This is a genomic window from Salinivibrio sp. PR932 (assembly GCF_001996125.1).
In the GTDB taxonomy this organism is placed as follows: Bacteria; Pseudomonadota; Gammaproteobacteria; order Enterobacterales; family Vibrionaceae; genus Salinivibrio; species Salinivibrio proteolyticus.
The window spans coordinates 165143-186752 of sequence record NZ_MUFM01000001.1; the positions used below are offsets into that span (position 1 = coordinate 165143).

At 51.3% G+C, this 21610-nt stretch carries 22 protein-coding genes; all 22 read right to left on the bottom strand.

All coding sequences use genetic code 11. The features are described 5' to 3' along the window. Positions 1 to 369 (bottom strand): chemotaxis response regulator CheY, encoded by a 369-nt coding sequence (gene cheY, locus BZG84_RS00745; RefSeq protein WP_069587163.1) that lies wholly within the window; start codon positions 367 to 369, stop codon positions 1 to 3. Between the two features lie 55 nt (positions 370 to 424). Next, a complete protein-coding gene (locus tag BZG84_RS00750) occupies positions 425 to 1150 on the bottom strand; it encodes an RNA polymerase sigma factor FliA (RefSeq protein WP_077479269.1) in 726 nt (241 codons plus the stop codon). After that, positions 1143 to 2030 carry a MinD/ParA family protein gene (locus tag BZG84_RS00755; protein WP_069587159.1) on the bottom strand — a complete coding sequence of 296 codons (888 nt, stop codon included), beginning with the start codon at positions 2028 to 2030 and terminating at the stop codon, positions 1143 to 1145. The genes BZG84_RS00750 and BZG84_RS00755 overlap by 8 nt, the downstream gene beginning before the upstream one ends. Beyond that, positions 2023 to 3570 (bottom strand): flagellar biosynthesis protein FlhF, encoded by a 1548-nt coding sequence (gene flhF / locus BZG84_RS00760; RefSeq protein ID WP_077479270.1) that lies wholly within the window; start codon positions 3568 to 3570, stop codon positions 2023 to 2025. The genes BZG84_RS00755 and flhF overlap by 8 nt, the downstream gene beginning before the upstream one ends. Positions 3571 to 3596: 26 nt before the next feature. Further along, positions 3597 to 5702, bottom strand: a complete 2106-nt coding sequence (gene flhA / locus BZG84_RS00765; RefSeq protein WP_077479271.1) for a flagellar biosynthesis protein FlhA — start codon at positions 5700 to 5702, stop codon at positions 3597 to 3599. A gap of 166 nt (positions 5703 to 5868) precedes the next feature. Beyond that, complete coding sequence (gene flhB / locus BZG84_RS00770; RefSeq protein WP_077479272.1) at positions 5869 to 7005, bottom strand: flagellar biosynthesis protein FlhB; 1137 nt, start codon at positions 7003 to 7005, stop codon at positions 5869 to 5871. Beyond that, the gene (gene fliR, locus BZG84_RS00775; RefSeq protein WP_077455504.1) at positions 7005 to 7793 is read right to left on the bottom strand and encodes a flagellar biosynthetic protein FliR; all 789 of its coding nucleotides are present in this window, start codon (positions 7791 to 7793) and stop codon (positions 7005 to 7007) included. The genes flhB and fliR overlap by 1 nt, the downstream gene beginning before the upstream one ends. Positions 7794 to 7802: 9 nt before the next feature. Beyond that, entirely contained in the window at positions 7803 to 8072 is a 270-nt protein-coding gene (gene fliQ, locus BZG84_RS00780) for a flagellar biosynthesis protein FliQ (RefSeq protein WP_069587148.1), read from the bottom strand. 11 nt (positions 8073 to 8083) lie between these two features. Continuing rightward, on the bottom strand, positions 8084 to 8923 hold the full coding sequence (fliP, locus tag BZG84_RS00785) for a flagellar type III secretion system pore protein FliP (RefSeq protein WP_077455505.1): 840 nt from the start codon (positions 8921 to 8923) through the stop codon (positions 8084 to 8086). Then, positions 8920 to 9303 carry a flagellar biosynthetic protein FliO gene (gene fliO, locus BZG84_RS00790; protein ID WP_077455506.1) on the bottom strand — a complete coding sequence of 128 codons (384 nt, stop codon included), beginning with the start codon at positions 9301 to 9303 and terminating at the stop codon, positions 8920 to 8922. Before fliO ends, fliP begins: the two co-directional genes overlap by 4 nt. An 8-nt stretch (positions 9304 to 9311) precedes the next feature. Continuing rightward, positions 9312 to 9710, bottom strand: coding sequence for a flagellar motor switch protein FliN (gene fliN, locus BZG84_RS00795; RefSeq protein ID WP_069587145.1), 399 nt, complete (start codon positions 9708 to 9710; stop codon positions 9312 to 9314). 16 nt (positions 9711 to 9726) lie between these two features. Next, positions 9727 to 10812 carry a flagellar motor switch protein FliM gene (fliM, locus tag BZG84_RS00800; protein WP_077677926.1) on the bottom strand — a complete coding sequence of 362 codons (1086 nt, stop codon included), beginning with the start codon at positions 10810 to 10812 and terminating at the stop codon, positions 9727 to 9729. Positions 10813 to 10820: 8 nt separating this feature from the next. Continuing rightward, on the bottom strand, positions 10821 to 11312 hold the full coding sequence (fliL, locus tag BZG84_RS00805; RefSeq protein ID WP_077479275.1) for a flagellar basal body-associated protein FliL: 492 nt from the start codon (positions 11310 to 11312) through the stop codon (positions 10821 to 10823). 32 nt (positions 11313 to 11344) lie between these two features. After that, the gene (locus tag BZG84_RS00810) at positions 11345 to 12967 is read right to left on the bottom strand and encodes a flagellar hook-length control protein FliK (protein WP_077479276.1); all 1623 of its coding nucleotides are present in this window, start codon (positions 12965 to 12967) and stop codon (positions 11345 to 11347) included. Between the two features lie 94 nt (positions 12968 to 13061). Then, the gene (gene fliJ, locus BZG84_RS00815; protein WP_077479277.1) at positions 13062 to 13511 is read right to left on the bottom strand and encodes a flagellar export protein FliJ; all 450 of its coding nucleotides are present in this window, start codon (positions 13509 to 13511) and stop codon (positions 13062 to 13064) included. Between the two features lie 3 nt (positions 13512 to 13514). Further along, positions 13515 to 14834, bottom strand: a complete 1320-nt coding sequence (gene fliI / locus BZG84_RS00820) for a flagellar protein export ATPase FliI (RefSeq protein WP_077479278.1) — start codon at positions 14832 to 14834, stop codon at positions 13515 to 13517. Beyond that, positions 14834 to 15820 carry a flagellar assembly protein FliH gene (gene fliH, locus BZG84_RS00825; protein WP_077479279.1) on the bottom strand — a complete coding sequence of 329 codons (987 nt, stop codon included), beginning with the start codon at positions 15818 to 15820 and terminating at the stop codon, positions 14834 to 14836. The genes fliI and fliH overlap by 1 nt, the downstream gene beginning before the upstream one ends. 25 nt (positions 15821 to 15845) lie before the next feature. Next, entirely contained in the window at positions 15846 to 16901 is a 1056-nt protein-coding gene (fliG, locus tag BZG84_RS00830) for a flagellar motor switch protein FliG (protein ID WP_069587136.1), read from the bottom strand. Then, positions 16891 to 18669 carry a flagellar basal-body MS-ring/collar protein FliF gene (gene fliF / locus BZG84_RS00835; RefSeq protein ID WP_077479281.1) on the bottom strand — a complete coding sequence of 593 codons (1779 nt, stop codon included), beginning with the start codon at positions 18667 to 18669 and terminating at the stop codon, positions 16891 to 16893. The genes fliG and fliF overlap by 11 nt, the downstream gene beginning before the upstream one ends. A 15-nt stretch (positions 18670 to 18684) precedes the next feature. Further along, positions 18685 to 18996: a flagellar hook-basal body complex protein FliE gene (gene fliE, locus BZG84_RS00840; RefSeq protein WP_069587134.1), complete on the bottom strand. Its 312-nt coding sequence runs from the start codon at positions 18994 to 18996 to the stop codon at positions 18685 to 18687. 111 nt (positions 18997 to 19107) lie between these two features. Then, positions 19108 to 20511: a sigma-54-dependent transcriptional regulator gene (locus tag BZG84_RS00845; protein ID WP_077479282.1), complete on the bottom strand. Its 1404-nt coding sequence runs from the start codon at positions 20509 to 20511 to the stop codon at positions 19108 to 19110. Beyond that, the gene (locus tag BZG84_RS00850) at positions 20508 to 21557 is read right to left on the bottom strand and encodes a sensor histidine kinase (RefSeq protein ID WP_077479286.1); all 1050 of its coding nucleotides are present in this window, start codon (positions 21555 to 21557) and stop codon (positions 20508 to 20510) included. The genes BZG84_RS00845 and BZG84_RS00850 overlap by 4 nt, the downstream gene beginning before the upstream one ends. Between the last annotated feature and the right edge of the window lie 53 nt (positions 21558 to 21610).

Below are 21610 nucleotides of genomic sequence, written 5' to 3' on the forward strand. Positions count from 1 at the left end.
TTACATGCGCTCGAAAATCTTATCGAGCTTCTCTTTTAGTGTGGCAGCAGTAAAAGGTTTTACGATATAACCATTCACGCCCGCTTGCGCAGCTTCAACAATCTGCTCACGCTTCGCTTCGGCAGTGATCATCAATACAGGGAGATGCTTCAGCGAGTCGTCCTTTCGGATCTCTTTAAGCAAATCGATCCCCTGCATTCCAGGCATATTCCAATCGGTCACGACAAAATCAATACCGCCCTTTTTGAGGATTGGCAGCGCTGTTAAGCCGTCATCCGCTTCAACGGTATTGTTGAAACCTAAGTCACGAAGAAGATTCTTTACGATACGGCGCATTGTTGAAAAATCATCAACAACGAGAATTTTCATGTTTTTATCCAAGGTTGCCTCCGGTGAGGTCTCGTTTTATTGTCGAAACTGTTACTTACTCACTATGCCAAGCGGAAAGCTTGGCTCTCAATCGTTGCGTGGCCTGACTCTGAATCTGACAGACCCGGGATTCACTCACCCCTATCACTGCCCCTATCTCTTTGAGGTTTAATTCCTCATCATAATAAAGAGATAGCACCAGTGCTTCTCTTTCGGGAAGACTTTTTATCGCCGCGGCCAATGCCGCTTTGAAATTATCTTCCGCAACATCCTGAAAGGGAAGATTGTCGTTGCGATGACTGTCGGTTGTAAATGCATCTTCGGAGACACCTAAGTCGTCCATGCCGATTAATCGGCCACAGTTAACGTCATTCAGTGCCTGATGATACTGATCTAGGCTCATATCAAGCCGTTGTGCCACTTCTACATCCGTGGGATCACGGCCTAATTCCTTTTCCAGTGAGGCAATCGCATCACTGATTGTCCTGCTTGCTTTGTGGACCGAGCGTGGCACCCAGTCACCGCGGCGCATATCATCCAGCATAGCACCGCGAATCCGAATACCGGCATAGGTTTCAAAACTTGCGCCCTTACTCGGATCATAATTTTGCTGCGCTTCAAGCAAACCTATCATGCCTGCTTGAATTAAATCTTCGACTTGTACACTCGGCGGCAAGCGCCCCATTAAGTGGTGCGCTATCCGTTTGACCAAGCTTGAGTATCGTTCGAGTACCCCTTGGCCATTATCACCCGTGCGACTATAGGTGAGCGCTTTATTCACGAATCAACTCTCCTGCGTCATCATTTTTGATCAGCAAGCGCTCAACAAAAAACTCCAGATGACCACCAGGGTTACGCGGTACTGGCCACGTCAGTGCCTTATTCGCCAGAGCGTTTAAAGCCAGCGACGCTGGCGAGCGAGGAAATGCGTCGATAACAACTTTCTGTTTTCTCACTGCTTGCCTCACTCTTTCATCCACAGGAACACATGCCACTAATTCTAGATTAGCATTTAGAAACCTTTCAGTGACTCGCGTTAATTTTGTGAACAAATCTCGCCCTTCACGGTAGCTTCTGACCATATTTGCAACGATTTTAAAGCGATTCACGCCATGTTCACGGCTTAAAATCTTGATCAGAGCATAGGCATCAGTAATTGACGTAGGCTCATCGCATACCACGACCACCACATCCTGCGCTGCGCGCGAAAAGCTCAGTACCATATCAGAGATCCCCGCAGCGGTATCTACTAAGAGTACATCAACCTCTTCTTCGAGTGTACCAAAAGCACGAATCAAACCAGCATGTTGCGCGGGCGTGAGTTCGGTCATGCCTTGCATTCCAGACGATGCTGGTACAATTTTCATACCGTGCGGCCCTTCAATGATGATGTCTTTCAGGTCACAAACACCTTGAAGCACGTGAGACAAGTTCTTGCCGGCTCGCAATCCGAGCAACACATCGACATTCGCCAAGCCAAGGTCGGCATCAAGCACCATGACTTTTTTGCCTTGGCGCGCCATAGAGGCCGCCATTCCTAGGGTGACATTTGTTTTCCCCACACCACCTTTACCGCCAGTCACTGTAATGACTTTAGTTCGTGAGGGGTTGGTTAGACGGCGAAGGCCGCTTGCTTGATCTTGCATGGTTGTCTCAATCATAAAAGTCCGCCCCATTCGACTCTGGGACATCACTGCTCCAGAAGTGATTGTGCTGATCCGCGCCTGATTCCAGCATTTCGCTGGCTTTTGACACTAAGAAGTGTCCTGTCGCTTGGCGGATATCTTCCGGCACACGTTGCCCGTCAGCTAAGTAAGCAACAGGCAGGGCATTTTCGATGGTGACACACAACAGCTCACCGAGGCTTAGAGATTCGTCCAGCTTTGTCAGCACACAGCCGGACAACGGAATACGACGAAAATGTTCAATGGTTTCTTGTAATACGCGACGTTGGGACGTCGCAGGCAAAACCAGCAAGCTGCGAATATGCGATCCACTGTTTTGCATTAATGTATCGAGCTGCTCTGAAAGGCGCAGATCGCGCTGCCCCATACCGGCAGTATCAAGCAATATCAAACGTCTATGACGCAGTTGATAAAGGATGTCGGCCAGTTCATCGGCATCTTTAGCCACCTTGACCGGACAGCCAAGAATACGCCCATAAGTCGCAAGTTGTTCATGCGCCCCGATACGAAACGTATCTGTGGTAACTAATGCGATTTCTTCAGGGCCAAAGTCCATGGCTGCACGGGCAGCAAGCTTAGCGATCGTGGTGGTTTTTCCCACTCCGGTGGGGCCTAAAAGCGCAATCACACCGCCTGTTTCAAGCATGTTTTCATCCACGGTGATGATTTGGTCAGCGACCAAATCAAGCAGCGCCTGCCACGCTTCAGTGGGGGGCGTGTCTTCTGGGATATAACACGCGAGCTGATCCGATAAGTCAGACGATAATCCCATGCGCTCCAAGCGTTTAATCAGCATGGCACGCAGCGGTTCTCTACGTTCAACCTCTTGCCACATCAAGCCTGAGAGCTGATGCTCGAGCAAGCTACGAATGGAAGCCATTTCTTGGCGCATCGCTTCAATCTCTTCATTGGACGATTGCGATGGACGCGCTTCGAACCGGGAAGGATCCAGTTTAGGCTTGCTACCCGGCTGTTGATGCTGGCGCCCAGCATCTTGCCAACTGCCACGACCATTGCTCTTCAACTCCCGACGAGGTTCATAACCTCGCCCAAGCGCCGAAGGCCGCTCAGGTTCTCTCGCATTCGAATGACGTTGAGGGTCGGGGCGAGATGACTGTTTTTGTTGTCGTTGCAACAACGCAGACAGGGAGTCGGCTTCGTTTTGTGGGGCACTGTCTGCTGGACCTGATTTATCTCGATATTCATCGAGCATGGCCGAAAAACGAGGCGGTCGATGATTGCGCGGCGCCGCTTGTTGACGTTGGCGCAATTGGACCTTGTCATCCGCGAGCTGGCGGTGTGCGTTTGAGTATGCCTGCGCCGCCTGCTCTTGTGCATGAGCCTGTGGCTGCGGCTTGGCAGGAACAGGATCTGTATCGGCATCGACGGCAGCAACAATTTCCACACCACCAGTCACTTTTTTGTTAGACATGATCACCGCATCCGCACCCAGCTCTTCTTTGACTTGGCCAAGTGCAGTACGCATGTCTTTAGCAAAAAAACGTTTGATTTTCAAAGCTCTGCCCTACTCAAAAAACGGTATTAATTATTACCAACCGCATTGACGATACGAATTTGTTTCTCATCCGGCACTTCTTGATATGACAAGACTCGTAGCGTCGGAATGGTGTTCTTCACAAATTTCGCTAAGGTCGCTCGAAGCACGCCCGACGTTAGCAACACGGCGGGCTCACCTTGCAGCTCTTGCTGCTGCGTTGCCTCGGCTAATGATGATTGCAGGCGTTCTGCTAACCCAGGCTCAATGCCTGTCGACTCACCACCAGAGGCCTGCATGGTTTTATGCAACATCTGTTCCAGCTCAGGCACTAACGTAATGACTGGCAGTTCTGGTGCAATACCATTGATTTCCTGCACGATCAGTCGACGCAGTGCAATCCGAACCGCTGCGGTGAGAATGTCGGGATCTTGACTCTTTCCAGCGTATTCGGCCATGGTCTGCACGATAGTGCGGATATCTCGAATAGGAATCGCCTCACTGAGCAAGTTTTGCAATACCTTCACCAATACACTTAGTGGGATTTGGTCAGGGATCAGCCCTTCCACCAAACGCGGTACTTGTTTACCCAGCATATCGACAAGGTTTTGCGCCTCTTCGTGACCCAATAAACGCTCGGCGTTATTGGTCAGCATTTGACTCAGATGGGTCGCCAATACGGTGGCAGAGTCGACCACCGTATATCCTAACGCCTGAGCGTGCTCGCGTTGGCTCGGCTCAATCCAAACCGCTTCGAGTCCAAATGCAGGATCTTGCGTCGGCTCGCCTTCAATCGGTCCAAACACTTGTCCTGGATTAATAGCAAGTTCATGCTCTGGACGGACTTCCGCTTCGCCCACCGCGACGCCCATCAAGGTTATCCGGTAGTTATGTGGCGGTAACTCCAGATTATCGCGAATATGAACAGGCGGAATGAGGAATCCAAAGTCTTGAGAGAGTTTTTTACGCACGCCTTTGACGCGGTCAAGCAGTTCACCGCCTTGATCTCTATCCACCATGGGAATTAGGCGATAACCCACTTCTAGACCAATCACATCCACAGGTTGCACATCATCCCACGACAACTCTTTCGGTGTGATAGGCGCCGTCTCTGGCTGCTCAGGCTCATCTGCTTTTTGTTGTGCTTTGTGATACTGCTGGTATTTCCAATAGGCCAAGCCACCACAAATAATCGCTAACAGCAGGAATGGGATGTGAGGCATACCCGGCACAATACCCATCACGGTAAGAATACCAGTAGCAATCATCAGCGCGCGCGGGTTATCAAACAATTGGAAGACAACTTGCTGCCCCATGTCTTCATCAGTATTTTGACGCGTCACCATAATGGCCGCACCAATTGACAGCAAGAGTGACGGGATTTGCGCCACCAAGCCGTCACCAATGGTCAGCAAGGTATAAACTTCAATCGCATCAGAGAACGGGAGATCGTGCTGCCCCATCCCGATGGACAGGCCACCGACGATGTTAATCAACAGGATCAGGATACCCGCGATCGCATCCCCTTTAACGAACTTAGACGCACCATCCATAGAGCCGTAGAAGTCTGCTTCTTTGGTCACTTCTTGACGACGCGTCCGCGCTTGTTCTTGATCGATAAGCCCAGCATTTAAGTCGGCATCAATGGCCATTTGCTTACCGGGCAAGGCATCCAAGGTAAAGCGTGCACTCACTTCCGAAATCCGTCCGGCACCTTTGGTTACCACCATAAAGTTGATGATCATCAGGATAAGAAACACCACCAGACCGACGGCATAGTTGCCCCCGATCACCACCGAACCAAACGCGCCGATCACCTGACCCGCGGCATCCGGCCCTTCATGGCCATAGAGCAACACCACCCGAGTCGACGCAACGTTCAACGCCAAGCGTAATAAAGTTGCTATCAACAGCACCGTGGGAAACACGGCAAAATCTAGTGGACGACGGGTATAAATGGTGACGAGCAAGACCACCAGCGACAAGGCAATGTTGAACGAGAACATCAAGTCCAACAGCATTGGCGGAACGGGCAATACCACCATCGCGAGGGTGGCTAACACTAAAATTGGAGCCCCAACCGCGGGCATCGCACGCAAGCGGTGGTAAGGAACTTTGTCTGAGAATGGCAGCTGCCACTTGGCTTTTAGCATGTTACAAGCTCAAATCCATGATAGGTGAACGGCGGAAAAAGCGACGCGCTCGTCAAACATAAGAGGAAGTGGAGAAAGCAATATTTGCGCCAACAAACAACCCCGAAAGTGTCAGCATTTTGTCACTTCTCAGACAAAAACACGCAACCCAAAGGACAAGGGAGTACTAGTCGTGGCGCAAATCTGGCGGAATCGGCAAATAAGCATCTTCTGGACGCGTCGGCCGACGGCCCCGGCCTTTTTTGTACTGCTTGAGCTGGAAAACATACGCCAGTACCTGTGCAACCGCCGTAAATAAACCGTCTGGAATTTGTTGTTCAAGCTCAGTGCTAAAGTACAGCGCTCGCGCTAAAGGCGGTGCAGGGACAATCGCTACATCATGCTCAGCGGCAATCTCACGAATTTTCAGTGCGGTAAAGTCAGAGCCTTTCGCGACCACCACTGGGGCGCTATCCATGTCACTGTTATACCGAAGTGCAACCGAGTAGTGCTCGGGGTTAGTCACCACGACATCGGCTTGTGGCACTTCTGCCATCATTCGTCGTTGCGCCATTTCACGCTGCAGCATACGAATTCGACCTTTGACTTCTGGGCGACCTTCGGTTTCTTTGTACTCGTCTTTTACTTCTTGTTTGGTCATTTTTAGCTGCTCATTGTGCTGCCATATCTGAAACGGCACATCAATCGCAACCACAATTAAGAGTGAGCAACATACCAACAACACGAAGTTAAGCAGAATATCCATCGCGTGATAGAGGTTTTGCGGGAAGGTTTCAATTGTCAGTTCAAAGAACTCTTGGAGGTTGATATACACCAAATAACTTGCCACGCCCCCAACCAGCAAGACTTTAAGAATCGATTTTAATAACTCAACCAAGCCTTGGGTGCCAAACATCCGTTTAACCCCAGCGATGGGGCTCATTTTGGATAACTTGGGGCGCGCCGCTTCCCACGAGAAGCTGATCCCACCAAGACCTGCCGACCCCGCGAGGCCGGAAAAAAACAGCAGCAACAGCACCAGTCCAAGCGGGAGGATAAGGTGTAATAGTTCGCCAACCACCACCAGCATTAACTCAGAGGTATCAAAGACTTCTGCGCGCGACAACGTAAAAAGCCGCGTCATTAGCGCCATTAACGCTTCCCCGAGCGATTGCCCAAACCACATCAAACTCACCGCCCCCAATATCAGGACAGCGACGGACGCCAGTTCTCTTGAGCGCGGTACTTGGCCTTTCTCCCGCGCCTGCTCCCGCCTTCGGGGTGTGGCGTCTTCTGTTCTTTCTTGGCCGTCACTCTCTGCCATCAGTTAGGCTCACAGTTAATGCGAATCAAAGAGCAAACTTGGTTAAGCCCAGTCTGCCAGTGGTTATCGTAATGCGTCAAAATACCGAACAGTAAATACCAACTGATCAGCAAGCCCATCAACAATGCAAATGCAAAGCCAAGAGAGAAAATGTTCAGTTGGGGAGCGGCGCGTGTCATGACCCCGAACGATAGGTTAACAATCAAGAGCGCGATAATGCCCGCCAATGACATGCTTAACGCGACCTGGAACATAATACCGAACCAATCCGCAAGACTGCGGTAATCGGCTGCACCAATCATCTCGCCAATGGGGAGCGTTTTAAAACTCATAACCACTAAATTAAGCATCTGCAAATGCCCATCGGTGGCAAGAAAGAGCATCACCGCCAAGAACAAATAGAATTGCCCGAGTAAGGGAGTGTTTTGACCATTGGCGGGGTCCACCATAGAGGCAAAACCCAAACTGGATTGCATACCGAGGATTTGTCCCAATACCACAAAGGTTTGGGTAATAAATTGCGTGACCATCCCCATGGCAACGCCAATCACGATTTGCTGAGCCAACACCACAAATCCCGCAAAGGACACCAATTCAATCTCTTCTGGCACCGCAGGGAGTGCTGGCATCACCGCAAAGGTAATCGCCAGCGATAGATATAAGCGAATGCGCACTGGCACAAAGCGTGCGCCAAAAAACGTCATCGCCATCATCATCGAGGAGATGCGAGTGAACGGCCAAAAATAATTGGCCATCCACGACAAGATAACAGAGGCGGGATATTCCATGATATCGCCCTAGTAAAGCAGGGTCGGGATCTCTTCCACCAAGCGGTAGAAGTACTCCATCAACATACGCGTCATCCAATGGCCGAAAAACATCAGGGCCACAAAGGTGGCGATCAAACGCGGTAAAAAGCTCAGTGTTTGCTCGTTGATTGAAGTGGCCGCTTGGAAAATCGCCACAATCAAGCCGACCAACAAACCCGGTACCACAATCGCCGACACCAGCAGTAGCACTAAATACAAGGCATCTTGAAATAATTCAACAAACGCTTCCGGGGCCATCATTGCCTCCTTTAGCCAAAACTACCCGCTAAGGTAGAAAGAATGAGGTTCCACCCATCAACCAAGACAAATAACATCAGCTTAAATGGCAAGGAGACGATCATCGGCGAGAGCATCATCATACCCATTGCCATCAAGACAGAGGCCACCACCAAATCAATCACCAAAAACGGCAAAAATAGCATAAAGCCAATTTGGAAAGCCGTTTTCAACTCTGAAGTCACAAACGCAGGGATAAGTACCGTCATCGGGACTTGCTCTGGCTCACTGACTTGCGCACCCGACATATTCACAAAGGTCTCAAGATCTTTGACGCGTGTCTGTCTCAACATAAACTCGCGCAACGGCACTTGCACGCGGTCGAATGCGTCTCGCGCCGTTATTTGTTCATTGATGTAGGGTTGAATGGCATCCGTGTTCATGCGATCGATCACCGGAGACATAATAAACAGCGTCAAGAACAAAGCGATCCCGATGATGACTTGGTTTGACGGTGTTTGCTGTAGTCCCATAGCCTGCCGCAAAATCGCCATCACCACCACAATTCGAGTGAATGACGTCATCAAGATCACGATGGCGGGCAAAAAGCCCAGCGCGGTCATCAGAGCGAGGATCTGCAATGTCACCGAGTAGTCTTCACTGCCATCAGGATTGACGCGCATCGTCACGGCAGGGATCCCGCCCCCGGTGTTGCGACTTGTCTGCAGTCGCACCGCCTCACCGGCCTCATCAATCGATTCGGTGGTAATGGTTTCTTGTGCTGGCGTTGCTTCTTGTTGGGCAAATGTGGCAGGTGAAAACAGTGACACCCACACAAAAAGCCAAGCCGCAAGTAACGTTTTGATAGTCATTTTCGATTCAACAGTTGGCCGAGTTGCTCAGCAAACCCCGTATTCGGTGCTGGCGCATTTGACGACGTCGGCATGGGCGAATCCAGCGCTTTTAGCAACCGAATATTGGTGGCTGTCACGCCGATCACAAGCTGCTCGCCATTGATATCGACCACTAAAATACGCTCTTTTTGCCCAACGGCCAGTTGGCTGATGATACGAATGCCATTGGCTTGCCCAGCCATGCCTGGCAACTTTAATCGTCTCAATAACCACGCCAGCGCAAAAATAAGCGCAAGCACCAATGTCAGTGATACCAACATGGTCGCGATACTAATATCAGGCGCCGCGGCCCATACAGGCAGCGGCGCAAACAACAAGCCTCCCAAAAGCCGACGCATGATTTTCCTTATCGTAACTTCTTAATTCGCTCAGTTTGGCTGATCACATCCGTCAACCGAATACCAAACTTATCGTTCACCACAACCACTTCGCCATGCGCAATTAAGGTGCCATTAACCAGCACATCAAGCGATTCCCCTGCTAATCGATCTAGCTCGACCACAGAGCCTTGGTTTAATTGCAGCAAATTACGAATATTAATTTGTGTGCGCCCGACTTCCATCGATATGGTCACAGGGATATCGAGAATGGCATCCAGCTTACGTTGCTCTTCTGGGCCAATTTTCTGTTCACTGTCGTCCGTCAGCTCTTCTAATGGTGCCGCTTGCACTTCATCAGAGCCTTCCACTTCTGACTGTTCGGCCAGGGCGGCAGCCCAATCATCATCTACATCATTTTGATCCATGACGTCTCACCCCTGTTTACTGGTTTTGATTACTGGTATCACTGCCACCTTTACCATCAATCGGTAAATCTTCTTCTAAGTCGTCAAGCAACTCCGGCTTGTCGTGAAGCAGTGAAATATCTGATTTAGCCATATCTGGCCGTTTCAATTTTTCAACAATTTTGAGTGCTAGCTTATCGTTAGACTGACCCATTTTGGCACGATAGGTCGGCAAATCTTCAATAAAGACTGTACACGCGTCTGGCATATCGACAGGGATCACGTCCCCTTTTTGCAACTCCATCAAATCGCGTAATGACAGCGTGGTATCTAACAGCTTGGCGCTGAGCTCAACATTAACGTCCAAGATTTCATCGCGTAACGCTTTACTCCAACGTACATCCGTGTCCATTTTGTCACTTTGGACACCCGCATCTAGCAACTCCCGAATCGGCTCTAGCATGGAGTACGGCATAACCATGTGGCAATCACCACCGCCGCCGTCAAGCTCGATATGGAACGAGCTCACCACAATTACTTCTGTTGGGCTAACAATGTTGGCCATCGCTGGGTTTACCTCTGAATCGAGGTATTCAAAGGCCACTTCCATCACCGGTGCCCACGCGTCTTTGTAATCTTCAAACACGAGCTTGAGCAGCATTTGAATCACGCGTCGCTCGGTCGGAGTAAATTCACGCCCTTCAATCCGAGCATGAAAACGCCCGTCGCCACCAAAGAAGTTTTCCACCAAGATGAAGACTAATCGTGCTTCCATGGTGATAAGCCCGGTCCCTTTTAATGGCCGGAAACGCACCATGTTTAAGCTCGTCGGGACATAGAGCGTGTTTTGGTACTCGCCAAATTTCATCATCTGCACGCCGTTAATCGATACTTCGGCGGTTTTACGCAGCATGTTAAACAAACTAATGCGCATGTGACGCGCAAAGCGCTCATTGATAAGTTCAAGCGTCGGCATGCGACCGCGCACAATACGGTCTTGCGAAGAGAAATCAAACCCTACCGCACCGCCTTCGCCGGCTTCGGGCTCGTTATCATCCTCTTCGACGTCATCAACACCATGAAGGAGCGCATCAATTTCGTCTTGGCTGAGTAGGTCGGTCACGTCATCACCTATTGCATCACAAAACCGGTAAACAGGACCCGTTCTACCACAGGTTCACCGGTGACTTTAATCAAGGCCGCACGTACATTCTCGGCCGCTTGCCGCCTCACTTCGAGTTGGCCTTGCGGTGTACGCAATTGCTCAGCGGTTGCCGCCCCAAAGGTATTCAACAGCGCGTGCTCCACCAAGGGCAAATTTTCTTTGGCAAGCGCTTCCATTTCATTGCCTCGCACCAGCAACTGAGCCTTAACTTGAACGAGACGTTGCTGCTCGTCGCCCGTCACATTGAACACAAACGGGCGTGGTAAGGTGACATAAATCGCTGGCAGTGACATTGCTTGCTCTTCAAGCACAATATCGTCTTGGCTGTCATCTCCTCCAGATAAGAAGAAAAACGCTGCACCACCGGCCACTAACAGCAGCAACACAGCTGCAGCGATAATGATGATCAGCTTTTTCTTTCCACCTTCAGGCGCTTCTGGATTGTTATCATCGGCCATCGTTATTCGTGCTCCTCATCTTTACACCCACATCAAGCGTAATAGTCAACCGCTCTATCGCTATGTGAAACCTGTATGGTTTGGCTGGTTAATACCTCGTCAACACCGTCATCGAGCCCCGGCATCCCGGATGCAGCCCCACTCGATTGGCCTGCGCCGCTTTGTTGCTGCTGACCCGATGCCATTTGTTGGGCACCACTGTCTTGCTGTTGGACCGAGCCTTGGGCTAATTGTAGCCCTTGCTGCTGTAACATTTCACGCAAACGCGGCATCGCTTGTTCGACGAGATCGCGTGCTTGATGGTTGGCGACGGTAATGTGCACAGTCGCTTGGTCATTGTTGATACCCAGCTTAATTTGCATCCGGCCTAATTCAGGTGGATCAAGGCGAATATCAACCTGTTTCAAATTTTTCGACAGCATTACATTAACGCGCTCACTGAGTGCCGCGCCCGCTTCTGCAGGCGATTGTCCCATGGGTAAGGGGGCTTGAGCATTTTGTGCTGCTTGCATATCTTGACGCGCAGTATGTGCTTGCGCCGATGATGTTCCTAAGCTAGTCGCTAACTGTTGCATCAGTGTATCGGAGCGTGTCGACCCACTACCATCCACTCCCGCTGCTTTATCCGCGTTTGCCGCCTTCTCAGTCATGGCTTTTACCGCAGCTTTGCTCAACCCTGCCGCTTGCGCCTGCTGACTAGCTAGCGCATTCGCGCCCGCCTGTCCTAATTGAGCGGTCAACGATGAAGAGGCCTTACTGCTGCTCTCCCCGTCACCGGCATGCAATTGATAAGTCGCTTGATTAGCTTGACGCTGCTTGTCCAGATTGTCTGCCGAACGCGCAGCCAACGCTGCGGCGATATCTTTAGCCACAACCGACTCTTTACCCTTTTTTTCAGTTTCATCCGCGCCGGCTTTGGCCTCGGCCCAAGGGATCGATGCCGACGCGAGCTTCATCGCTTTGTCTGGCTGTGCAGATGCCGACCCTTGTTCGTCACTGCTGAGGCAGGTCCCGCTGCGCGCCTGTTGATTAGCTCTCACTTGCGCTACCAGTGCTGCCAACTGATCGGGCGACAATTGCGCCAGCGCCTGTTCTGGATCGACATCATCAGGAAGCTGCCGTGACAACGTCTCTAACAGTGCTTCTCGCGAGACCTTTTGCGCTTGGGCATGCTCGTGCATCTGTTTCTGCAATGATGCTAACGCTTTGTCGTTTAAAGCTTTGTCATTTAACGCCTCTTTGTCGGCGCCTGTCATTTTGTCAGCATTGGCCATTAATTCACTACCCGCTTTGATAGGCAAATCTTTGCCATTCAGCGTCGCGGCAGCTTGATTTAGGCGTGCAAGCAGTGCTTCCCCTTCCTCCATCGCGGTCATATCGGCAATTTGGGCCATTTCTGCTTCACTGAACATGCCATCTGCCAGCATGGCCTCTGCATCGATCATTTGGCCATCAACCAGTAAGGTTTTGCCATCCGCCATCAGCTCAATGGGCAACTCGCCCTCCGCGCCATCTTGTTGAAGCGTTTGCCGTAATGTCGCTAGAAAGCCCGCTTCTGGCGACGCCTTAGCTTGTCCAGCTGAAGGCTGACCCTCGCTTGGCGTTGGCGCGATGTTGGCAGATAAATTAGAAAGCGTCAGGTTAGACTGCGTCATAGGTCTCTCATCATTACCGTGTAAATCACCTGTTCGCGAGGCGAATACTCGCTCGTCGTGGTAATGACAAAGCAATTATCGCGCCATTATAAGATTAAGAGAAGGGGGAAGGACGACGGCGAGCAATAATCGCTGCCATTTCATCCATTTGGCGCTGCTCTTGATAGCGTTCTCGCTCCGCTTGCTCACGTTCACGCTTTTCAATTAGCCACTCTATCGATTGCCGATACTGCCGCGCTTGCTGCCAGGTTTGTTGGCAGTTATCGAGATGCTCTTTAAACTGATGTTCAGCATCTCGCTGTTTTGCCAGGGTTTCATCCAGCTGGACAATGAATTTGTTTAAGTGGCCAAATGCACTGGCCGATAAGCCTTGCTGGCCGCGGTCACTCATTTGCCGACAATACTCCAAGCGGTACTGCTCGATTTGCTCAAGCTGGCGATAATAATTATCCAAAGATTGCTGCGCCGCGACAACGGCAAGCTGCGCCTGCTTTTCATCCTCTTGGGCTTTATCCAATAGCAGTGTCAGTGCATGATCAGCCATCGATTACCCCTGCAAGGTTGAGCGTAACATGTTGACACACATATCAAAGGGGACCACTTCTTTCATGCCTTGCTGCAAATACCCATCCAATCGCGGCTTAATACTAAATGCTTGGTCAACCGCTGCATCTGAGCCTGGCTTGTACGCGCCGATTGAGACCAAGTCTTGATTTTTTCGGCAAACGGACAACACTTGCCGCACCGCTTTAGACATCAGAATTTGCTCTTCACTGGTGATGTTTGGCATCACACGGCTGACCGAACGCTCAACATCAATTGCAGGATAATGCCCACTGTCAGCCAATTCGCGCGATAACACGATATGCCCATCAAGAATGGCGCGGGCTGCATCTGCAATCGGATCTTGTAAGTCATCGCCTTCAGTGAGTACAGTGAAAAACGCCGTGATAGAGCCTTGCCCAACCGCGCCATTACCGGCACGTTCAACCAACGAAGGCAAACGCGCAAAAACCGACGGCGGATACCCTTTGGTGGCCGGTGGCTCACCAACCGATAAAGCGATTTCTCGCTGCGCTTGCGCAAAACGAGTCAAAGAGTCCATTAACAAGAGCACATCGAGCCCTAGATCGCGAAAATATTCGGCAATGGTCAACGCAGTTTGGCACCCTTTGAGGCGCATAAGTGGTGACGCATCGGCAGGGGCTGCAACCACCACGGCACGCGCGCGTCCTTCCTCTCCGAGGATATCGTCAATAAACTCTTTGACTTCGCGACCACGCTCGCCAATGAGCCCCACCACAACCACTTGTGCGGTCGTGCCTCGTGTCATCATGCCAAGCGTGACAGACTTACCTACCCCCGAGCCTGCAAACAAGCCGATACGTTGCCCTTTGCCGACGGTTAAAAGGCCATTAATCGCCTTAATGCCGACATCCAAAGGTTCACGAATCGGCTGGCGCGCCAAGGGGTTGATTGGCGTCCCTTCTAAGCTAGCACGCTTATCAGTATAGATATCGCCCTTTCCATCCAAAGGGTTGCCCATACCGTCGATCACTCGGCCGAGTAATTCCATCCCCACCGCCAAATGACCTCGCTCTGCCAGCGGCGTCACACGTGCACCAGGAAGCACACCAGACACTTGCTCATTGGGCATCAGATAAAGTAGCTCACCGGCGAAACCAACCACTTCGGCCTCAATAGTGCCATTAAGGGTATCGACCGAGCAGACAGAGCCAATCGGCGCGCGACAGCCAATGGCCTCAAGTGTCAATCCCACCATACGGACCAATTTCCCCGATGCGACGGGTTTGGGGGCGAGATTGTCAACTTGCCAGTGCTTGAGTCGCTCTGCCAATGCACTCATTACTCACCTTTGTCCTGATCCACTGATGCGTTTTGCTCAGCCGAAGGTGCTTGCTCATCTTGTGAGCTAGCTTGAGAATCGAGCTCTGACGACGCATGCTCTTGCGGCGCGTCCGCTTCCTGTTGCGCGTGATCACGCATGGTTTGCTCAGACTCTGTAACAGGGTCCGTTTGTTGGTGCGCAGCGTCCGACGGGCGCGCTTGGTTTTTACCATGAAACTCTCGCAACAAGGTGTCGACACGCTCGGCAAGACGGTAATCCACCACCGAGTCTTTCGCTTTTACGTGCACATCGCCACGAGACAGTGCTGGCTCGGATTGTAACGTCCAATCGCGCGCGGCAAGGGTATCTGGCCCGTACGCCTCACTGACTAGCGCGTGATCATCTGGGTGTAGGGAGACAGTAACGGGGTGATCAGCAATCGGCAGTGCCTCGATGGCGGCGCGTAAGGTTTGTAAGATCACGTGCGGATTGGTCTGCACTTCGACGCCAATCAGAGATTTGGTCAACGCTTGCACCATCACTAGCAACTGCTGTTCGACATCTTCATTGACCTTTTCGAGCGGGTGCGTAAGCTGATTTAAAATTCTATCTAGATGCTGGCAGCGCTCCTCGATCAGGGCTTGCCCAGCGGCAACGCCTTCGTCAAAGCCTGCTTTTTTACCTTCTTCGTGGCCTTTCTCGCGCCCCTCTTCAAGACCCGCATCTAACCCCTCACGATGACCAAGCTGCTTGCCCTCTTCATGGCCCTCATCGTAGCCTTGTTGACGAATCGCTTCGAGTGCGTCCGCGGTTAAGGGTTCAGGCGCCAGCTCCGACTCTTCTGGTTCCGGTTCGGGCTCCGGCTCCCAACTCGGATCATAGTTGAGTGCGGTTTCTTTGGGTAAAGACTGCTTGTCGCCGTAAGGAGGCAATTCCCAACGGTCAATGGTTTCAGTCTGTGCCTCGTCAGCACGAATGTAGCCACGACGCTTATCTAGGCTCATGATTTACCTCTGATACGTGAATGGCCTAAACGAACTCGTCGCCGCCGCCACCAGTAAGCATGATTTCACCCGCATCCGCGAGACGGCGCGCGATAGACAGGATCTCTTTCTGAGCCCCTTCTACATCTGAAACACGGATCGGTCCCATGGCTTCGATATCGTCTTGCAGCATTTCTGCCGCACGCTTAGACATGTTGCGGTAGATTTTCTCACGCAGATTATCTTCCGCACCTTTAAGCGCTTTTTGCAAGACTTCTTGCGGCACGTCACGCAGCATAGTTTGAATACCGCGATCGTCGACATCGATAAGGTTGTCGAATACGAACATCAGATCTTGGATTTGCGAGGCCATCTCTTCGTCTTGATCGCGAATCGAGTCCATCAACACGCCTTCAATACTGTTGTCCATGTAGTTCATGATCTCGGCTGCGGCCTTCAAGCCACCAATTTTGGCTGCTTGCGCCCCCGCTTGGCCGGCGAACTGTTTCTCCATGATTTCATTCAACTCGTGCAATGCAGCAGGCTGAACTTCTTCGAGGTTGGCAATCCGCATCATCAGATCTAACCGGTCACGTTCAACGAACTGCGAGAGGATCTCTGCGGAATGCTCGGGGTCGAGATACGAAAGCACAATGGTCTGTATCTGCGGGTGCTCGTTGATAATGATGCTCGCCACTTGACGCGGATCCATCCACTTGAGTGAATCCAAGCCTTTCGAGCCACTGCCAAGCAAAATCTGATCGACCAAGTTGTTGGCTTTGTCTTCACCCAGCGCGGCTACCAATGCATTACGAACAAAGTCTTCACTGCCCATCCCAATCGAGGTGTATTTTTGGATTTCCTCGAGAAAGGCGCGGTGAACAGCAGCCACTTTATCGGAGTTAAGGTCAGTCATTGAGGTCATGGCCGCACCGACGCGTTGCACCTGTTTTGGCTCAAGGTGGCGAATAATACTCGCCGCATCTTGCTCACTCAGGCTCAACAACAAAATTGCTGCCTTTTCAATACCACTCAATGAGTTGACATCAAAGCTGGTACCCGGTTGCTCTTCACCGCCGGTTGTCGCGACTTCATTTGCCATCTTGCATTACCCAGTTCTTCACAGCTTGTGCGGCTAGGTCTGGCTCGTTCGCCACCAATGCCCGCACCGCTTTCAACAAATCTTCATCTTTGTGTAAGTTTGGCAAGGACACATCCGATGATGACATCGCAAAGTTACTTGAGCCATCAAGCTCCGAACCAATCAGGCCAATGTCATCACCGTCAGGGGAGATGGGCAAGCCATCGGGTCCCAAGATCTCGCCATTGGGTCCGACGGTATTGCCATCCTCGTCGAGCGCTGGGTACAACAGTTTTTTCATGGCTGGGCGGATAAGCACCAAGATAACCACGATAATCACCAATGCCGCAGCCATCCAGCGCACCCAGTCGTTGAAGTTTGGATGCTCCCAAATCGGCACATCCATCGCAATATCTTGTTCAGGCTCAACAAAGGGCACTGCGATGACTTCAATCACGTCCCCACGCGCTTCACTGAAACCGACCCCGCCCATCAACAAACGACGAATTTTTGCGATTTCATCATCGGTCAGTGGGGTTTTCACCACATCACCGGTTTCTGGATCCACACTTTGCTTAAAGTTGACCGCGACCGAGACGGTCTGGCGGTCAATAATGCCAGACTGTGCACGACGGTGGCGGATGGTAGTGTCCAATTCAAAGTTTCGCGTGGCTTCACGACTGACCGAGCCCGTGTCTCCTGCGCCACCATTTTTCAAATCTTGAACATCTTCAGGAATCGATGCGTCCGCTGGTGGCTGGTTACTTAACGCTCCCGGGATCCCTGCGACCATATCACTACTATTGTAGTCTTCACGGGTGTACTCACTGCGCGTGGCGGGCGTATTGGGATTAAATTGCTTTTGAGTTTCTTCTAGCGAACTAAAGTCCATCGACACATCGACTTGCGAGGTATAGTTACCCAAGCCCAATACAGGGATGAGAATAGAATCGATTTTGTCACGTAACTGGCGCTCTTGCTTACGCTCAAGCTCATATTCTTTGCGGCGTGCTGCCGTGGCAGGATCTTCACTCCCCGAGTTCAACAAACGTCCATGCTGATCGGTTACCGTTACACGGGTCGGTTTCAGGGATGGAACGGCAGAGGCAACCATATCGACAATCGAGTCAACCTCTTCTTGTCCGAGTGTATTCGCGCCGCCAAGCGTGAGAAATACAGTTGCTGAGGCTTCTTGATTGTGACGCACAAACACGCTTTGCTTTGGCATCGCCAGCAGCACGCGTGCTTTGCGGACATGACGGACTTCTTCAATCGCGGCGGCAAGTTGACGTTCGCGGCTCAATTTTAAGCGCTCGCGCTCCAGTTGTTGTGAGACGCCAAATCCCATGTCATTAAGAAGAATATCATCGCCTTCAGCGGTCGCGGTGTTTAACCCCGCCCGGGTCAGTCCCAAACGAATCGATGAGTATTCATCCGCAGGGACACGAATCGTATTGCCATCTAGCTGATAATTAATCTTTTCTTGATCGAGGTGATCAAGCACCGGAATTAGCTCCTCGGTTTCATACGAGCCCAGTGGACGCATTTCGGGTTCTTGAACCCAGAAAAACAGCATCATAATCAACGCGACGCAGATAGCGACCGCTAACACGAGGATCATTTGACGTACCATGTCCAAGTCGCCGAATAGCGAGTCAGACTTGGCAGACTGCTCTAACGCATCCGGGTCTTGTACGTCTTGATCCATCTCTGGCCCAAGCTCCGTGGAGGGCAATGCTGCCGCCCCTTCGGAGACTGCCAGATCGGTGTTTTGATTCTCTTCAGCCACTGGTTAATTCCTACATTACACTGGCATATTCATCAGTTCTTTGTACGCTTCAACCAGCTTGTTGCGGGTTTGAACCGTTGCATCGAATGCCACACTCGACTTATTACGTGCGATCATCACATCCGACAAACTGACACTGCGGTCGCCTTCATCAAAGCGCGTGGCAAGTTCACCCGATGTTTTTTGTAATCCGTTAACATGGTTGATCGCGCTGGCCAGCATATCGCCAAATTCTTGGCTCACTTGTTGGCCCGTCGCAGGTTGCGACACGTTTTTCGCGGCCACCGCCATGGCTTGCATCTCTTGGGTCAGGGCATTGGCTTTCATCGTCGATCCTTACTGTGTCAATTTTTTGTCAATTTGGTCAGAATTTATCCGCCATGACAGCTAACTTGCAACTTTGAGGCCACGTTGGCAAAGGCCTCACATCCTAGGGAGTTAGCTTGGAATTTCAATCCCAGCATCACGCATTTTGGCTAATTTATAACGCAATGTTCGTGGACTGATCCCTAACCGCTCCGCCACTTCTTTGCGGCGACCTTCACAGGCGCGAATAGTGTCTAGAATAATAGCAAACTCTTGATCTCGCAGCTCATTCCCCAATCCAGCATTGCCATTGATGCTTGGATCGGAAAAGGATGCCGCTGACGTTGCAACCGATGGTGCCACCGGCTGGCTATCCATCACCCGGTGCTGTAAGCCGGATGCATCATGCCAATCATGGCCTTCTAGCAAAATATCACTCGCTTGAATAACGGCATTGCTCGCTAGAATCAAAGCGCGCTGCATCACGTTGTCGAGCTCACGGACGTTGCCGGGCCATGGGTAGTGGAGTAGCTTCTGCTCTGCATCTTGACTTAACGTAGGACACGGCATGCCTTGTTTTTGACAGTGGCGTGACAACAAATGACTCGCCAGTGGGATAATATCGCCGGGCCTGTCTGTGAGTGCTGGCCAGGTAATAGGAAAGACGTTTAACCGATAATACAGATCTTCTCGGAAATGCCCTTCGCCCACATACTCTTTGAGATCGCGGTTACTGGTGGCCAATACACGGACATCCAGTTGAATGCTTTTTCGGCCCCCTAAGCGTTCCACTTCACGCTCTTGAAGTACTCGTAATAACTTAGCTTGGAGACCCAAATCCATTTCGCTAATTTCATCCAACAAAATGGTGCCACCTTGGGCTTGCTCAAATTTTCCTGGACAAGCTTGCACGGCGCCAGTAAATGCACCTTTTTCGTAACCAAAAAGCGTCGCTTCCAGCATGTTTTCTGGGATGGCCGCGCAGTTAATCGCCACAAAAGGCGCCGCCACGCGCGCGGAATGATCGTGGATATATCGCGCCATTACTTCTTTACCCGAGCCTGACGGCCCCAAGATCATTACATTGGCATCGGTCGCTGCCACTTTGTCGGCCAACGCCATCAATGCAACACTTTTAGGATCCGCGACAATGGCGTCCGAGCTGTCCGCTTTAACCGGAGCATAACGGCTGACCATGTTGAGTAGCACTTCAGGCGCGAACGGCTTGGCCATATAGTCAATCGCCCCTTCTTTCATCGCGGCCACTGCATCTTCAATGTTGGCGTAGGCTGTCATCAATAACACCGGTAAATTCGGGGTGTTATTTTTGATGGTTCGCAGCAGAGCGAGCCCGTCCATTCCGGCCATTTGGACATCGGAAACGACAATATCGACCGCCTCTGATTTTAAGGTCAGCAAGGCTTGCTCAGCACTATCGGCCTCAATCCAGTGATATCCGGCAAGGGCAAGCGTATCGACGAGGGCCTCACGCAAACCTTCGTCATCTTCGACGATCAGGACAGTTGTTTGGCTCATTGTGTTTCTCCTACGCTATCACTGCTTTGTGCAGCAGGTGTGTCTGCCAACGGCAAGCACAGTGTAAAACAGGCGCCTTGACCCGGCTCTGACTGAAGCGTCAAGGTGCCTTTATGGGCATGGCAAACCATTTGAACAACGGCAAGCCCTAACCCCGTCCCTTGCTGGCGGGTGGTAAAAAAGGGCTCTAGCACTTTCGCCTGAAGCTCAGGCGCGATACCCGGGCCATTATCGGCTACCGATAACAAGAGACTGTTCTCATGCGTGCGCGCATCGACCACGACTTGGCACGCCTTTCCCGCAACCTGAATAGCATTTACCACTAAGTTACTCAGTGCGCTCGCTAAGGCATTCACATTTCCCAGCAAGGTCACGCTTTCGTCATCACTATTGATGGCAAAATCAACATTTTTCCCTTGAACGACCGCGTCCACCATAGGCTCAAACTCATTAAAAAGCTGCTCAACCGTAAACCGATCAACCACTTTGTTATCGCCCCCTTTAGCGAATAACAGCATGTCATTCACTTGCTTCTCGAGATCGTGCAGCCTATCGAGCAACTTCAACTGGAAACGCTGTCGGGTGGCTTCATTCAGGTTGGGCGCACCTAAATTCGCCGCATATAACATGGCGCTGGATAACGGTGTTCGCACCTGATGTGCCAAGGAAGCCACCATTCTCCCTAAGGATGATAGCCGCTGTAGCTCACTGACCCGTGATTGCAGCAAGCGCGTCTCTGTCATATCGGTAATCAAGATCAATTGGCCAGAATCTGATGCCGATATAGCAAGCTTTACACGGCGACCATCTTTTAACGACACCTCATGCCCATCATCATCACGCGGAGAGAAGGCGCGTTGGATCACGTCAAACCAACGTTCTTGCGTGAGTGGTTCACCCAACAAGCGACGTGCCTCTGGATTGGCTTCTGCCACTCGGCCGTTTGAATCAAGCAAGATCACACCAGCAGGCATGACATCCAATACTTGTTTATAACGCGTAACTTGTTGATCCACTGATCCCAGTGGCGACGATTGGCTTTCCATCTCGGTAATACACGATTTGATAAAGGTTTTATCCAATTAAGCAGGGATTATGC